This is a genomic window from Falsiroseomonas frigidaquae (assembly GCF_012163145.1).
Taxonomy (GTDB): Bacteria; Pseudomonadota; Alphaproteobacteria; order Acetobacterales; family Acetobacteraceae; genus Falsiroseomonas; species Falsiroseomonas frigidaquae.
The window spans coordinates 505,128-520,513 of sequence record NZ_JAAVTX010000002.1; the positions used below are offsets into that span (position 1 = coordinate 505,128).

General features: G+C 71.1%; 16 protein-coding genes and 1 tRNA gene. 4 read left to right on the top strand and 13 right to left on the bottom strand.

The features are described from left to right. Window positions 1-82: 82 nt before the first annotated feature. From HB662_RS06855 to HB662_RS06890, 8 genes are all read right to left on the bottom strand, one after another. Window positions 83-155: transfer RNA gene (locus HB662_RS06855), tRNA-Ile, on the bottom strand. A 33-nt stretch (window positions 156-188) separates the two neighbouring features. After that, complete coding sequence (locus tag HB662_RS06860) at window positions 189-857, bottom strand: RraA family protein (RefSeq protein ID WP_168048532.1); 669 nt, start codon at window positions 855-857, stop codon at window positions 189-191. 3 nt (window positions 858-860) lie between these two features. Continuing rightward, window positions 861-1,649: an ABC transporter permease gene (locus HB662_RS06865; RefSeq protein WP_168048534.1), complete on the bottom strand. Its 789-nt coding sequence runs from the start codon at window positions 1,647-1,649 to the stop codon at window positions 861-863. A 61-nt stretch (window positions 1,650-1,710) separates the two neighbouring features. Next, window positions 1,711-2,544, bottom strand: a complete 834-nt coding sequence (locus HB662_RS06870; protein ID WP_168048536.1) for an ABC transporter permease subunit — start codon at window positions 2,542-2,544, stop codon at window positions 1,711-1,713. Further along, window positions 2,541-3,593: an ATP-binding cassette domain-containing protein gene (locus HB662_RS06875; RefSeq protein WP_168048538.1), complete on the bottom strand. Its 1,053-nt coding sequence runs from the start codon at window positions 3,591-3,593 to the stop codon at window positions 2,541-2,543. Before HB662_RS06875 ends, HB662_RS06870 begins: the two co-directional genes overlap by 4 nt. Continuing rightward, a complete protein-coding gene (locus HB662_RS06880) occupies window positions 3,590-4,633 on the bottom strand; it encodes an ABC transporter substrate-binding protein (RefSeq protein ID WP_168048540.1) in 1,044 nt (347 codons plus the stop codon). The genes HB662_RS06875 and HB662_RS06880 overlap by 4 nt, the downstream gene beginning before the upstream one ends. 77 nt (window positions 4,634-4,710) lie before the next feature. Then, window positions 4,711-5,145 carry a phage holin family protein gene (locus tag HB662_RS06885; protein ID WP_168048542.1) on the bottom strand — a complete coding sequence of 145 codons (435 nt, stop codon included), beginning with the start codon at window positions 5,143-5,145 and terminating at the stop codon, window positions 4,711-4,713. Between the two features lie 15 nt (window positions 5,146-5,160). After that, window positions 5,161-5,496 carry a hypothetical protein gene (locus HB662_RS06890; protein WP_168048544.1) on the bottom strand — a complete coding sequence of 112 codons (336 nt, stop codon included), beginning with the start codon at window positions 5,494-5,496 and terminating at the stop codon, window positions 5,161-5,163. A 225-nt stretch (window positions 5,497-5,721) separates the two neighbouring features. Here HB662_RS06890 and HB662_RS06895 point away from each other — a divergent pair, with 225 nt between their 5' ends. Further along, on the top strand, window positions 5,722-6,711 hold the full coding sequence (locus HB662_RS06895) for an extracellular solute-binding protein (RefSeq protein WP_245185480.1): 990 nt from the start codon (window positions 5,722-5,724) through the stop codon (window positions 6,709-6,711). Window positions 6,712-6,865: 154 nt separating this feature from the next. On the opposite strand, the gene HB662_RS06900 is transcribed toward HB662_RS06895, so the two are convergent. Beyond that, window positions 6,866-9,091, bottom strand: a complete 2,226-nt coding sequence (locus HB662_RS06900) for a primosomal protein N' (protein ID WP_168048548.1) — start codon at window positions 9,089-9,091, stop codon at window positions 6,866-6,868. A gap of 98 nt (window positions 9,092-9,189) precedes the next feature. Here HB662_RS06900 and fsa point away from each other — a divergent pair, with 98 nt between their 5' ends. Genes fsa through HB662_RS06915 form a run of 3 tightly spaced genes read left to right on the top strand, consistent with a single transcriptional unit; the run spans window position 9,190 to window position 11,507 of the window. After that, window positions 9,190-9,846 (top strand): fructose-6-phosphate aldolase, encoded by a 657-nt coding sequence (gene fsa / locus HB662_RS06905; protein ID WP_168048550.1) that lies wholly within the window; start codon window positions 9,190-9,192, stop codon window positions 9,844-9,846. A gap of 41 nt (window positions 9,847-9,887) precedes the next feature. Next, on the top strand, window positions 9,888-10,541 hold the full coding sequence (locus HB662_RS06910) for a DUF484 family protein (RefSeq protein WP_168048552.1): 654 nt from the start codon (window positions 9,888-9,890) through the stop codon (window positions 10,539-10,541). Between the two features lie 33 nt (window positions 10,542-10,574). Next, window positions 10,575-11,507: a tyrosine recombinase XerC gene (locus tag HB662_RS06915; RefSeq protein ID WP_168048554.1), complete on the top strand. Its 933-nt coding sequence runs from the start codon at window positions 10,575-10,577 to the stop codon at window positions 11,505-11,507. A 67-nt stretch (window positions 11,508-11,574) separates the two neighbouring features. Here the strand turns inward: HB662_RS06915 and HB662_RS06920 are convergent, their stop codons facing one another. From HB662_RS06920 to lpdA, 4 genes are all read right to left on the bottom strand, one after another. After that, window positions 11,575-12,111, bottom strand: a complete 537-nt coding sequence (locus HB662_RS06920) for a DUF4142 domain-containing protein (protein ID WP_168048556.1) — start codon at window positions 12,109-12,111, stop codon at window positions 11,575-11,577. 119 nt (window positions 12,112-12,230) lie between these two features. Beyond that, complete coding sequence (locus tag HB662_RS06925) at window positions 12,231-12,473, bottom strand: hypothetical protein (protein ID WP_168048558.1); 243 nt, start codon at window positions 12,471-12,473, stop codon at window positions 12,231-12,233. 50 nt (window positions 12,474-12,523) lie between these two features. Next, entirely contained in the window at window positions 12,524-13,723 is a 1,200-nt protein-coding gene (locus HB662_RS06930) for a DNA adenine methylase (protein WP_209443144.1), read from the bottom strand. Between the two features lie 171 nt (window positions 13,724-13,894). Continuing rightward, complete coding sequence (gene lpdA / locus HB662_RS06935) at window positions 13,895-15,319, bottom strand: dihydrolipoyl dehydrogenase (protein WP_408871621.1); 1,425 nt, start codon at window positions 15,317-15,319, stop codon at window positions 13,895-13,897. Window positions 15,320-15,386 lie beyond the last annotated feature (67 nt).

Below are 15,386 nucleotides of genomic sequence, written 5' to 3' on the forward strand. Positions count from 1 at the left end.
GCGCTGCGCGCGGTGCCTCATGCCTCCGGCGGATTTCGCCCTCGCGCGGCAGTGCCGCGCGCCGCTTCGCGGGCGGGCGAAATGGGCCCGGAGGGACTCGAACCCCCAACCAAGCCGTTATGAGCGGCCCGCTCTAACCATTGAGCTACAGGCCCGTAGCCCACGCCTGCATGGCAAGCGCCGCGGCTTCATGCAAGCCCGGCGAGCACCTTGGCCGTCGCGCCGCTGACATCGCCGAGCTTGACGCCGCCGGCGACCCGCCCCTGCGTCGCAAGGCCGCGTTCCTGGCGGGCGATGGCGGCGCGGGCTTCTTCCTCGGCCTCGCCGGGCGGCAGGATCAGCACGCCGGATTCATCGGCCAGCACCGCGTCGCCCGGCATCACCACCACGCCGCCGATGGAAACGGGCACATTCATCCGCCCGCCGAGGTCGTAGATGCGCGTGGTGATGGGGGCGAGGCCGCGACACCACAGTGGAAAGTCGGACGCCTCCACCTCCTCCACATCGGTGCAGGCGCCATCGACGATGCCCGCCTTGGCCCCGGCCGCCTTGGCCGCCACGGTCACGCCGCCACCCCAGCATGCATGGCGATCATCACCCAACCGGTCCACCACCAAAATGTCGCCCGGCCGCAACAGGCCCAAGGCATGGTGCAGGATGGTGGAATCCGGCCCCGGGCATTGCACCGTCACCGCGGTGCCGGCGACGCGGCGGCGCAGCAGGCCCTGGATGCTGCGGTCCACGAAGCCCCAGTGCCGCCAATGGCCCACCGTCGCGGTCTCGGTCTGCTCCAGCAGCGCCACCACCTCCGCGCTGATCTGGCCGGGCATGGGTTCGACAACGTAGCGCGGGGGCATGGTTCAGTTCCTTCCAACGGCGCGGGTGAAGCCGACAAGTCGCTCCACCAGCAGGACAACGGCAAGGGCGACGCCGATCAGCGTCATCGCCAGCGCGGCGACCAGCGGATCGGTGCGGTTTTCGGCATAGCGGAACATCTCGACCGGCAGGGTGGACAGGCGCGGCCCCACCAGGAACAGGCTGATCACGGTCTCGTCGAAGGACACCAGGAAGCACAGCGCCCCGGCCGCGATGGCGCCGGGCGCGGCCAGCGGCAGGGTCACGCGCAGCGCGGCCCGGAAGCGGGTGGCGCCCAGCGTCCAGGCGGCTTCCTCCAAATCCTTCGGCACGCCGCCGAAGGCGGTGGTCATGATACGCACGGCAAACGGCACGGCGACCATGGCATGCGCCAGCATCAGCCCCGGCCAGGTCGCCGCCAGCCGCATCGGCTGCATCGCCAGCAACAAGGCGAGGCCCAGCACCAGCGTCGGCAGCAGCAGCGGCGCCGCCAGGAAGCCCGCCAGCACGCCTCGGCCGGGAAATTCCAGCCGCGCGATCGCATAGGCCGCCGGCATTCCCGCCGCCAGCGCGATGCAGGCGACGCCGGCCGCCAGCAGCGCCGAATTCCGCAGCGCCGCCATCAACTGCCCATTGTCGATCAGCGCCGCGTACCAGCGCAGCGAGAAGCCCGGCGGCGGGAAGTTCAGGAAATCGCCGGCCGAGAAGGAGATGATGAACACCAGCAGCGCCGGCGCCAGCAGCAGCGCATAGCCGCAGATCGCGGCCAGGCGCAGGAACCAGCCCGGCCTCATGCGAACCTCGGAAGGGCGCGGAACGCGGCACGCGGCAGCTCGGGAAAGAGCCAGCCCGGCCTCATCGTGGCGCCTCCCGCCCGGCCAGCACGCCGCGCAGCACCATCGCCACCACCAGCGTGCCCAGCAGCAGCATCGCCAGCGCGGCGGCGGCCGGCCAATCCACCGTCTCCAGCGCCAGGTCGAAGATCTCGGTCGCCACCACGAAGACGCGCCCGCCGCCCATCAGACGCGGCGTGATGAAGGCGGAGACACCGAGCACGAAGGCCAGTGCGAAGGCCGCAGCCAGCGCCGGCGCGGCCAAGGGCAGCGTCACGCGGAAGAAGGTGCGGCTGCGCGTGGCGCCGAGCGTCGCCGCCGCTTCCTCCAGCCGCGAATCGAGGCGCGACAGGCCGGCGATCAGCACCAGGCAGCAATAGGGCATCAGGCTCTCGGTCAGGCCGATCCGCACGCCGGTCAGGTTGTTGATCAGCCGCAGCGGCTGGCTGGTGAGGCCAAGCCCCGTCAGCAGCGCATTGATCATGCCCTGGTCGCCGAGGATCGCCATCCACCCCACCACGCGCGCGGTGCCGGAGACCAGCAGCGGCGCCACCGCCATCAGCGCCAGCACGCCCCGCCAGCGCGGCGGCGCGCTGCGGATCAGCAGGGTCACCGGCAGGGCGAGCGCCACCGCCGCCGCGGCCGCCCCGGCCGACAGCGTGATGGTGTTCCACGCCAGGTCCCAGGTGAAGTCGTCGGTGACGATCTTCGCATAGGTCTCCAGCGTCCAGGCTTCCTCCATGGCGCCCATATCAGTGGTGCGGTTGAAGCTGATGCGGCCCAGCAGCAGCACCGGCCAGACGAAGCCCGCCGCCAGGATCAGCGCCGCGGGCAGGCACAGCAGAAGCCCGATCACGCCGGGAACACCCGCAGGTCGCCCGGCTCGACACCGAGCCGCAGCGCATCGCCGGGGCGCAGCAGCGCCGCCTGTGTGCCTCCGGGCACTTCCGCCAGTAGCCTTCCGGCCGGGCTGTCGCATTCCAGCGTGATGATGTCGCCCGTATAGGTGCGGCGGGTGACGCGCGCCGGCAGCGCATTGGCCGCCTCCACGCCATCCGCCAGCGGCCGCAGATGATGCGGCCGGATGAATATCTCGGCGCGGCCGGATGGCGGGGTTTCCGCCGCCTGCAGCGTGGCCTCCCCGGCCCGCAGCAGGCCCGGGCTCACCACCTCCGCCGCCAGAATGGCGGCGCGGCCGACGAAGGTGGCGACGAAGCGGGTGGCCGGTCGCTCGAACACCTCCTCCGGCGTCGCCAGTTGTTCGATGCGGCCCTGGTGCATCACGGCGACCAGGTCGGCCATCGCCAGCGCCTCCGTCTGGTCATGCGTGACGAAGACGGTGGTGGTGCCGAGGCGTTGCTGCACGGCGCGGATTTCGTCCCGCACCTCCTCCCGCAGCTTGGCGTCCAGCGCCGAGAGCGGTTCGTCCAGCAGCAGCAGGTCCGGCTGCGGCGCCAGCGCGCGGGCCAGCGCCACGCGCTGCTGCTGGCCGCCGGAAAGCTGGCGTGGCTTGCGGGCGGCGAAGCCTTCCAGGCCGACCAGCGCCAGCGCATCCGCCACGCGCTTCGCCCGGTCGGCCCGTGCGACGCCGCGCATCTCCAGCCCGAAGGCCACGTTGCCGGCCGCCGAGAGATGCGGGAACAGCGCGTAGGATTGGAACACCACGCCCATGTTGCGCCGGTGCGGCGGCAGCGAGGTCACGTCGCGCCCCGCCACCTGGATGCGCCCCTCATCCGGCACCTCCAACCCCGCGATCATCCGCAGCGTCGTGGTCTTGCCGCAGCCGGAGGGGCCGAGCAAAGCGAGCAGGGCGCCCTGCGGCAGGTCGAGCGAGATACCGTCCACCGCCGGCGCGGCGGTACCGGGAAAGCGCCGTGTCAGGCGCTCCAGCCGAAGATGCGTCACCGGCTGCTGGCTGCGATCACCTCGCGCCGCCAGCGCTGGTTCCAGCTGTCGCGCAGGCGCACCATCTCGGACCAGTTCAGCCCGATCACGCGGCTGCGGTTTTCCGGCGCCAGCGCGGTGCGGCCGAGCGCGGCGGCGGAAACCTGGGCGCGGGAATTGGTCGGGCCGTAGAACATCCGCTCGGTGAAGGCGGCCTGGGCTTCCGGCGAAAGGGCATGCGCCATGAAGGCCAGCGCCTGGGCGCGGTTCTTGGAATTGGCCACCAGGTTGATGGTGTTGATCTGGAACACCGTGCCTTCCTGCGGCAGCGTCACGCCGATGCGGCCCTGCGACTGGTCGCTGTACAGCTGCGCGCGGGCGTTCCAGCCGGTGGCGAAGCGCACCTGGTTGTTCAGGATCAGCGTGTAGCCATCCGGATTCGGGTCGAAGGTCTGCACCGCGGGTGCCAGTTCGCGCAGCTTCGGCATGGCGGCGCCGATGTTGCGCCAATTGCCGCTCTCGGCATGCGCGAGGATGGCGGTCAGCGCCAGGCCCTGGATGTTCGGCGGCGCGGACAGCGCGACCCGCCCGCGATGTTCCGGCGCCCACATCGCGGCGAGGCTGGTCGGTGCCGGCGTCACCGCGCGGCTGTCATAGACCATCACCAGATGGTCGTAGGTGACGGCCGGGCCACATTCGCCACCGGCCTCGCGGCCCTGCTGGTCGACATCGCCGATCACGGGAAGCGTGCTGGCGTCGATCTTCTCGACCAGCCCCTCGGCGCAGGCGATGGCGGCGGTGGTTACGTCCATGATCACCACGTCGATCTGCGGATCCGCACGTTGCGCGCGCAGAGTGCCCAGCATGGCCGCGCTGGTGCCGCCATCATGGTACTGCACGGCGGTGCCGCGGGCGGCGGTGAAGGGCGCAATCACCGTCTGGGTGTAGTTGTCACGGAAGATGCCGGCATAGGCCTGCAGCGTGATCTGCCCGCCACCCTGGGCATAGGCCGGAACGCCGAGGCCTATCGTGGCGATGGCGGCAAGCAAGGTGCGGCGCATGGTGCGGTCCCCGATCCGTGGATTCCGCAGCATGGCAACGCATTACCCCGCTTGCCAAGCACTCGTGTCGCGGTTGCTCAGCGGCGGTTCATGAAGCCCACCACCGCCGCGGTCAGCGCCGCGCCGATGGCACCCTTCTTCAATGTCTGGCTCCGCAGCAGCGGCGCCAGGATCATCGCCTGCGTGGCGGTATCGCCCATCTGGCGCAGCGCCGCCTGGCGCAGCGCCAGGGCTTCCTCCGCCACCACGTCCCGCGGCGGCTTGCGGGCCACCAGGGCCAGGATCGCCGCCAGCACCAGATCCGCGGAGGCGACGATCAGCGCCGACCAGACCGGCCCCATCCCAGGCACCAGGGCTGCGAAGGCCGCGATGTGCAGCATCACCAGCATCAGCACCGCGAAGATCGCCGCCGCGGCAGCGAGGCCCGCCTGGATGGCGTAGCCCCGGCCACTGCGGCGCAGGTACAGCCCTTCCGCCTGCCAGGCGGCGCGAGCCAGGCTCAGCAGGCGCATGATGCCGCCCGCCGCTTACTTGCGGTCCGGGTAGACGTAGGTGCGGTTGCCCATCAGCCGGCCGACCACATAGCCGCCGAAGGCGGCGGCGGCGACGAACAGCAGCGGCTGGGCGCGCACGGTGTCGGACAGCGCGGTCGCGTTGTCCTCGATGCTGTGGCGGGCGCGGCGGGTGTAGTCCTCCACCGTCTCCGCGGCATGGCCGAGCGCCGGGGTCACGCGCTCTTCCATCAGCCGCTCGACCTGGCTCCGCAGGCGGGCAAGCTCGGCGCGCGCGTCATCGGCCAGGCGGCCGCCGGCGGCCGTGGCGTCGTCGCGGATGTTCTTCATGTCGTTGCCCATCTGGGACATGATCGTTTTCCTTTCGGGATCGTGGTGTCTGACGAACGCCGGGAATCCAGTATGGTTCCAACCGGCCGTCCTGTCTTCGCCGCAATGCGGTATGATACTTCCTTCGTGCTCCGGGGCAGGTCTAAATGGCGCCGGGCGGGATGGGGACGAGCGATGCGCGGGCGGCGGGATTGGCTGGCGGCAATAGGCCTTTCGCCCCTGGCCGCGGCTGCCGGATCGGCCCCTTTGCACGCCCAGGGTCCGCGCGACCTGACGGTGGTGTCCTGGGGCGGCGCCTACCAGGACGCGCAGCGGGACGTCTATTTCCGCCCCTGGATGACCGCGCGCGGCGCCCGCATGCTGGAGGAGAACTGGGACGGCGGCATCGACGTGCTGCGCGCCCGCATGCGCGCCGGCGGCACCAACTGGGACCTGGTTCAGGTGGAAGGCGACCACCTGCTGATCGGCTGCCGCGAGGAGCTGTTCGAGCCGATGGACTGGGACGCCATCGGGGGGCGGGACGCCTACCTGCCGGAGGCGGTGCACCCCTGCGGCGTCGGCGCGGTGCAGTATGCCTTCATCCTGGCCTGGGACCGCGCGCGCCAGACAGCGGCGCCATCGGGCTGGGCGGACATCTTCGACCTGGCGCGCTTCCCCGGCCGCCGGGCGCTGCGGCGCGGCCCGAAGACCACGCTGGAGATCGCCCTGATGGCCGATGGCGTGCCGGTGGCGCAGGTCTATGACCTGCTCGCCACCCCGCGCGGCCAGGACCGCGCCTTCCGCAAGCTGGACAGCATCCGCGCCGAGATCGCCTGGTGGGACCGCGGCTCGCAGCCGCCGCTGTGGCTGGCGAATGGCGAGGTGGCGCTGGCCTGCGCCTATAACGGCCGGATCAGCGCGGCCAATCTGCGGGACGGGCGGGATTTCGGCATCGTCTGGCGGCAGAACCTGGCCGGGCTGGGCAGCTGGGTCATCATGCGCGGCAGCCCCAACAAGGAACGCGCGCTGGACCTGCTGCGCTTCGCCGGGCAGGCGGATGTGCAGGCCCGGCTGCCGCGGCTGATCCCCTATGGCGTCACCGCGGCCGGCGCCCATGCGCTGCTGCCGGCGCCGCTGCTGGCGCAACTGCCGACCGCGCCCGCCCATGTCGCGGCGGCGCTGCGGCTGGACGAGCAATTCTGGCTGCGCCACCTGGACCCGCTGAGCCGGCGGTTCACCGCTTGGCTGCGCGGCTAGAGCGTGATCCGCGAAGGCGGAATCGCCGTAGCGGTGAACCACCCTCCCAGCAAAGGCTAAGGCCAGAGCATGATCCGTGTTTGCGGATCATGGTCCAGACCATGATCCGTCCGATTGGCCGGATCTCGTGCTCCAGAAGCCATTGTTCAGGCCGCTACAGGAACCCCACCGGGTCCACATCCACCTGGACCCGCACGGAATTGGGAAGCTTCACCCGTTCCAGCCATTCCCGCAGCAGCGGCTGCACCTGCACATCCTTGCGGGCCTTCAGTAGCAGCCGGCGCCGGTGCCGACCGCGCAGCAGGGCCAGCGGGGCGGGGGCCGGGCCGAGTATCTCCACCCCATCCCCCCTCGGTGCCGCCAGGCCCAGGTCGCGGGCGGCGCGGTCCGCCTCCCTCTCATCCTCCGAACTGACGATCAGCGCCGCCAGCCGGCCGAAGGGCGGCCAGTGGCCGGGCCGGCGGCCGGCGGCTTCGGCGTGCATGAACGCCTCGAAATCATGCGAGACGAGCGCCTGCATCACCGGGTGGTCCGGATTGAAGGTCTGCATCAGCACCCGCCCCGGCGCCTCCGCCCGCCCGGCGCGGCCGGCCACCTGGTGCAGCAATTGCAGCGTGCGTTCCGCCGCCCGCAGGTCGCCGCCGGCGAGACCCAGATCCGCATCGACCACGCCGACCAGCGTCAGCCCCGGAAAGTGCCAGCCCTTGGCGACGATCTGCGTGCCGATGATGAGGTCCACCTGCCGGTCGGAAATCGCCGCCGCCGCCGCCGCGGCCGCCGCCGGGCCGGGGATGGTGTCGCTGGCCATGACGATGCGGCGGGCATCGGGGAACAGCGCGGTCGCTTCCTCCACCACCCGCTCCACCCCCGGCCCCACCGGGGTCAGCGTGCCGGGGGCACTGCATTCGGGGCAGGTGGGCGGGATTGGCTCCGCATGGCCGCAATGGTGGCATTGCAGGCGCTTCTGGGCGCGGTGTTCGACCAGCCAGGCGGTGCAGTTCGGGCAGCGCATGCGGTGGCCGCAGGCGCGGCACAGCGTGAGTGGTGCATAGCCACGGCGGTTGAGGAACAGCATCGCCTGTTCGCCGCGCGCCAGCGTTTCGCGAATGGCCTCCACCAGCGGTGGCGCCAGGAAGCGGCCGCGTTCGGGCGGCGTCTTGCGGAGGTCCAGCGCCTGCACCACCGCCATCCCCGCCGCGCCATGGCGCTCGGGCAGATCGAGGTGCCGGTAGCGGCCGGATTCGACGTTGTTCAGCGTCTCCAGCGACGGCGTGGCGGAGACCAGCACGCAGGTGGCCTGCGCCAGCCGGGCGCGCACCACCGCCATGTCGCGGGCGTGATAGACCACGCCCTCCTCCTGCTTGAAGGCGGTCTCGTGCTCCTCGTCCACCACGATCAGGCCGAGATCCGGGAAGGGCAGGAACAAAGCGGAGCGCGCGCCGACCAGCACGCCCACCTCGCCCTCCGCCACCGCACGCCAGGTCTTCGCCCGCGTCTTCGAGCCGAGTTCGGAATGCCACAGCGCGGGGTCCACGCCGAAGCGGCGCCGAAAACGTTCCAGCCATTGCGCGGACAGCGCGATTTCCGGCAGCAGCACCAGCGCCTGCCTTCCCTCCCGCAGGCATTCGGCCACCGCGTCCAGATAGACCTCGGTCTTGCCGGAGCCGGTGACGCCGGTCAGCAGCGTCACGCCGAAATCCCGCGCCGCCACCTGCGCCCGCAGCGCCGCCGCCGCGCTGTCCTGTTCCGGGCCCAGCACCGGGCCGGGCAAGGCCAGGTCCGGCGGCGCGAAGGCCCGGCCGGGCGGCAGCAGCGCCGGCACCAGCATCCCGGCATCGGCCAGCCCGCGCACCACGGCGGACGAGACCCCGGCAGCGGCGGCCAGTTCCGCCCCCGCCATCACCTGGCCCGGTCGCAGCGCGGCCAGCACGCGGGCGCGGCCCGGCGTCATGCGGCTGGGCGGTTCGGCATTGGCCAATTGCCAGCCGGCGCGGGCGGGTGGCGGCTCCAGCGCCGCCGGCGCGCTCATTGCCATCCGCAGCACGGCGCCGGGGGCACTCAGCGTATAGGCGGCCACCCAGGTGACGAAGCGGCGCAGCGTCTCCGTCATCGGCGGCACATCGAGCAGCCCGGCCACGTCGCGCAGCTTGGACGCCGGCAGGTCGGGGTCGGACGGGCCATCCCAGGCCACGCCCACCACCTGCCGGCCGCCCAGCGGCACCACCACGAAATCCCCGGGCTGCACCGCCATCCCCGCCGGAATCCGGTAGTCATAGGCGCCGGCTGCCAAAGGAAGAGGCAGCAAAACACGGATTCGTGGCACGGAAGACACGCCTGCCGGTTGGTTCGGCTCCGACGACTTCCACCGGGGCGGCTGCATGCTATAAACTCCGAGACGAACGAAAGCGAAACACAGTCACCTTCGCCGCATGTTCCTCGGGCCGCTCCGGCACGTCCGAATCAAAGGAATCAATCTTCATGAAGTTTTTCGTGGATACTGCCGACGTTGCCGAGATCCGGGCGCTGGCGGAATCCGGCCTGGTTGATGGCGTGACCACCAACCCCAGCCTGATCGCCAAATCCGGGCGCAAGATGGCCGAGGTGATCGCCGAGATCTGCGCCATCACGGATGGGCCGGTCAGCGCGGAGGTCACCGCGACCGATTTCGCCGGGATGCTGGCGGAGGGCAAGTACCTGCGCGACATCGCCGCCAATGTCGCGGTCAAGGTGCCGTTGACGGAGGCCGGGCTGCGGACCTGCCGGGCGCTGTCGCAGGAAGGCACGCCGGTCAATGTCACCCTCTGCTTCTCCGCCGCCCAGGCGTTGCTGGCGGCGAAGGCAGGGGCTGCCTTCATCTCGCCCTTCGTCGGCCGGCTGGACGACATCGCCCATGACGGCATGACGCTGATCGGCGACATCGTCCAGATCTACCGCAACTACCCCGGGATCAAGACGGAAGTGCTCGTCGCCTCCGTCCGCCACCCGATCCACCTGGTCCAGTCGGCCAAGCTCGGCGCCCATGTGGCGACCCTGCCGCCGGCCGTGATCCGGCAATTGCTGAAGCACCCGCTGACCGATAGCGGGCTATCCGCCTTCCTCGCCGATTGGGCCAAGACGGGGCAAAGCATCCTGTGAACCGAAACGCCGCGACCATCCTCGACCCAGGAGACGATCCGATGGCCGAGGAGGTCGCGGCGTATCTGCTCGACCACCCCGACTTCCTGGCCAAGCGCCCGGACCTGTACCGCACCCTGGCGCCGCCCCGCCGCGTGCATGGGGAAAACCTGGCGGACCACATGGCCGCCATGGTCGCCGCCGAACGCGAACGCACCCGCGGGCTGGAGGCGGAGGTGCAGGCCGCCGTGGCCGATGGCCGCGCCGGCGCCACGCTGGTGATGTGCGTGCGCCTGGCCGTGCTGGCACTGATGCGGTCCCGCGACGTGGTGGAAACCGTCACCCAGGAACTGCCCGCCCTGCTGCGGGTGGAAAGCTGCACCCTGCTGACCGAGCCGGCCTCGCCGCGCGCGAGCGATGCGGCCTTCGGCTTCCGCCGCGCCGGCTTCCTGCCGATGCCACATGGCAGCCTGACCCGGCTGATCGGCCGTGGCCGGGATGCCCGGGTACGGACCGAAGTCACCGATACCGCGATGCTGCACGCCGAGGCGGCGGAGCTGGTGACGCGGGATGCGCTGGTACGCGTGCCGCTGGCCTGCGGCACGCCCTGCATGCTGGCCCTCGGCGCGCGCGATGCCGCATCCCTGCCGACCCGGCAGACGGCGACGACGCTGGCCTTCCTCGGCCGCATCGTCGCGGCGGCGCTGTCGCGCTGAGATGGGCTTCCGCTGAGATGGGCTTCCGCTGAGATGACCGGCGCCGAGGCCCTGGCGGGCTGGCTGGCGACGCTGGCCGAGGAGCGCCGGGCCAGCGGACACACGGTGGAGGCCTATGGCGCCGACCTGGCCCTGTTCCTCGGCTTCCTGACCCGGCATCTGGGGGAGGAGCCGGACGTCGCCGCGCTGGGTGCGCTGCGGCCGACGGATCTGCGGGCCTTCCTCGCTGACCGTGCCGCGCGCGGCGATGGCAACTCCACCCGCGCGCGTCGCCTGGCGGCGCTGCGCAGCTTCCTGCGCCACCTCGCCCGCCGGCATGGCCAGCCCACCACGGCGCTGGCCGGCCTGCGCGGGCCACGTGCCGCCCGGCCGGTGCCGCGCGCCTTGACGCCGGCCGATGCGCGGGAAGCCGTGACCGGCATCGGCGCCGTGCACGCCCCCGACCGCGCCGAGCAGCCGCGCATGCAGGCGGCGCGCGACGTGGCGCTGTTCACCCTGCTGTATGGCTGCGGCCTGCGGATTGCCGAGGCGCTGGCGCTGGATGTGGCGGATGCACCGCGCCCCGGCGCCACGGCCGCGTTGCGCGTCACCGGCAAGGGCAACAAGCAGCGCCTGGTTCCGGTGCTGCCGGTGGTACGCGCCGCGATGGGCGCCTGGCTGGCGGAACACCCCGACCCGACGCCCGCTGCACCGCTGTTCGTCGGCGCGCGGGGCGGGCGGCTGGACCCGGCGGTGGCGCAGCGATCCCTGCGCCACTGGCGCCGCCTCGCCGGCCTGCCGGAACATGCGACGCCGCATGCGCTGCGGCATTCCTTCGCCACCCATCTGTTGAGTGGCGGGGCGGATTTGCGGGCGATCCAGGAACTGCTGGGCCATGCCAGCCTGTCCACCACACAGCGCTACACCAGCGTGGACGCGGCCGCGCTGCTGCAGACCTGGCGCGCGGCGCATCCCCGCGCGGATTGATACCGCGCCCGGCGGCGCGGCATGAGCCGCGTCGACCGTTCGGACGCTCGCCCGCCTGGGTTGCAGACTACTCCGCGCGCGGCGCCTGCAATGCCTGGGCCCGCTGCAGATGCATGCGGATGGCCGGCAGATGCTTCTGCGCGAAGGCCTTCAGCGCTGGTACCTCGCCGTTCTGGGCGAAGGATTCGTACAGCGTCGCGGCTTCCTCATGCGCCTCGACCTGCATCTGCACATACCAGCGATTCAGCTCGTCGCCCTCATGGTTGCGCAGGCTGGCCAGCTTCGACTGCATCCGGTCGTCGCCGGTGGAGGGCTGGCGGGTGGAGGCCTCCGGCATCGCGCGCAGTTCGGTGCCCATCGCGGTATGCGCGGCGATCATGTCCTCCGCGAACTGGCGGATCTGCGGGTGGGTGCTCTTCTCCAGCAGGATCTGGCTGGACTGGATCTCGAAGTTGTTGCCGATGGTGGCGCGCTCGACGAAGACGTTGGCGCCGACGCCCGTGCCGCTCAGCAGGTCCAGCACCGTGGTCGGACGGTCCTGTGCCATCAGCGGCATGGCGGGCAGCAGCATGGCGCCGGCAAGGAAAAGGCTGCGTCGGTTCATCGTGCGGTCTCCTGGATTCGTGTCGTTCGTGTCCCAGGAAACGTGTCAGGGGCGGGCGGGTTGCCCGCCGGAGTCGGATTGGTTCCGGATTGGTGCCGGGTCGGCCACGCAACGGGCCTTTACCCGGCGCGGCGGAACAGGCGGCGGGACCGGTCGCGCAATCCCTGCCAGCTGCGCTCCGCGCGCAGGATCATCCGGGTTTCCAGCACCTCCACCTTCGCGACCGTGGCGGGCCAGCGGGAATCGGCCCAGGCCAGACCGCGATGCGCCCAGAGATACTGGTGGCGCAGCAGGAACAATCCGAGCGCGAAGAACACCAGGCCTGGCAGTATCGGCAGCACGCCGCCGATCGGGCTGACCACGATAAGCGACCATCCCGCGCATTTTCGCCGGAGGGAGGGGCGGTATTCCATCATGCCGTGGCAGATGGTCCTGCTGCGATGGCGGTGCAACGCCCGGCGTCAGCCACCTGCTGCACCGCCAGGGCGTCAGCCGCCTGCTGCGTGTCCAGGGCGCCAGCCGCCTCGGCCGCCTCATGCACCATGCGGTAATCCTGGTTGCGCGGCAGGTCGAGCCGGCGGTCGCTGGCGACATACAGCCGCTCCATCGTGCCATCCGGCCCCGGCGTGCCCACCTTCTCGCCCCGCGCATTGTGAATGCCGAGCCGGGTGCCGGCGTAGCGGCGGTGCGGCACTTCCAGCACATGCAGGAAGCCGCGTCCGGCCAGCATGCGCTCCAGCTCCGCCCGCGCCAGGAAGCCCTCCGCGCCGTAGGACACCACCAGGGTGCGGGCGCGCAGGCCGGTGACCAGGCGGGCGAATGCCGGGCCGATGCCGGCGCGCGTGTTGAAGGCACTGCGGCGGGTGCGGCAATCGGTGCGCTTCTGCGCCCTTCCATAGGTATCCGGCCGGTCCCACCGCACCAGCGTCTCCCACATATGGTAGTTGGACAGGTAGACATGCTGGTCATAGGGCGGGTCGAGATAGGCGACGTCGCACTCGATGGCGCCGGCCAACGAGACCGCATCCTCCGCCAGCGCCAGGCAGGGGCCGGCGGCGGGGCGGGGCAGCAATTCAGGCCGGCGCAGCAGCAGCGGCTTCATGGCGCGCGGCGCGAGTTCGCGCATGAAGGACATCTGGTGGCCGGCGCAGCTATCCACCCGGTCGGCGGCCTGGATCAGCGCGGTCAGCAGGATGGCGCGCAGCTCCGGCTCCGGGTCCAGCCGCTCGATCGCCTCGCGCATCGCCTCCAGCCGGGCGGCGTTGACCGGGTGCAGGTAGCGCGCCGTCTCCGCATAGGTGGCGGTGAACCAGCCGGAGGCGGGCGGCAGGTGCGACAATTCCGCCAGCAGCCGGTCGGCGCGCGCGCCCCAGCGCTCCGCATCAGCCTGCACCAGGCCGCAGGCGAGGGTCTGGGCGAAGGGCAGCTCGTCATTCGCCAGCACCCGCCAGCCGGCCGCCTTCAGCGCGTGGGAGACGCGGGCGGAGCCGGAGAACAGATCCGCCACCACCGCCCGGTCGCCGGCCGCAGCCCCCACCGCCCGCAGGATCTGCGGCAGCAGCCCCCGCTTCGATCCCAGGTATTTTATCATGCTGCCGCGGAGCGGCGGCATGGCGGGCCGGCGATTTTCCGAGAGCCGTACGGGCGCGACACGCTCATGGGGGGTTGGACGCCTGCGCACGGCGGCGGGCGCGGGGGCCATGCATGGACATGAATGCGCGTGATGCCCGCAGCCCCCTCACCCAGCCCTCGCCCCCGTCGGGGGGAGAGGGCTTTCACGATCTCAGATGTGCAGGGCGCGCCCCGCCACGGCCAGCGCCGCTTCCTTCACCGACTCGTTCAGCGAGGGGTGCGCGTGGCAGGTGCGGGCCACATCCTCCGCACTCGCGCCGAATTCCATGGCGATGGCGATCTCGGCGATCAGCGTGCCGGCATCGGCGCCGATGATATGGGCGCCCAAGACGCGATCCGTGGTTTTGTCGGCCAGGATCTTCACGAAGCCGTCCGTGTCGCCCATCGCCCGCGCCCGGGCATTCGCCGTGAAGGGGAATTTTCCGACGTTGTAGCTGGCGCCGCGGGCCTTCAGCTGCTCCTCGGTCTCACCAATGCTGGCAACCTCCGGCCAAGTGTAGACCACGCCGGGAATCGCATTGTAGTTCACATGGCCATGCTGGCCGGCGAGGATCTCGGCGACGGCGACGCCCTCCTCCTCCGCCTTGTGGGCCAGCATCGGGCCGACGATGGCATCGCCGATGGCGTAGAGGCCGGGGATGTTGGTGGCGTAGTGGCCATCCGTCACCACGCGGCCACGGTCATCCAACGCCACGCCGATTTCCTTCAGGCCGAGGCCCGCGGTGTAGGCACGGCGGCCGATGGCGACCAGCACCACATCGGCCTTCAGCGTCTCCGCCGCGCCGCCGGCGGCCGGCTCCAGCGTCAGCGTCACGCCATCCTTGCCCTTCTTGGCGCCGGTGACCTTGGTCTTCAGCTTCGTCTTGATGCCCTGCTTGCCCAGCACCCGCTCGAACTGCTTGCCGACTTCCGTGTCCATGGTCGGCACCAGGCGGTCGAGGAACTCCACCACCGTCACCTCGGCGCCGAGCCGGCGCCAGACGCTGCCCAGCTCCAGCCCGATATAGCCGCCGCCGATGACCACCAGGTGGCCCGGCACCTTCTCCAGCTCCAGCCCGCCGGTGGAGGTGACGATCTGCTTCTCATCCACCTCGACGCCCGGCAGCGGGATGCTCTCGCTGCCCGTGGCGATGACGATGTTCTTCGCGGCGTAGGTGGTGCCTTCCACGGCCACCTGGCCCGGCGCGGGGATGGTCGCCTCGCCCTTCAGCCAGGTCACCTTGTTCTTCTTGAACAGGAACTCCACGCCCTTCACGTTGGCGGAGACGACCTCCCCCTTCCGCGCCAGCATGCGCGCCAGGTCGATCTTCACGCCTTCCACCAGCACGCCATGGTCGGCCAGCTTGTGCTTGGTTTCCTCGTAATGCTCGGAGGAGTGCAACAGCGCCTTGGAAGGGATGCAGCCGACATTCAGGCAGGTGCCGCCCAGCGTCGCCCGCTTCTCGACGCAGGCGACCTTTATGCCGAGCTGCGCGGCGCGAATGGCGCAGACATAGCCGCCGGGGCCGGCACCGATGACGATGAGGTCGAAGCTCTCGGACATGAAGGATGATCCTGCGAATGCTGCGCGGACCATAGCCCGCGCCGCGCGGGGTGCAAGTTCACCGAACCGAGCAAGCGCGATCAAGCGGCGCCGCGGCAGG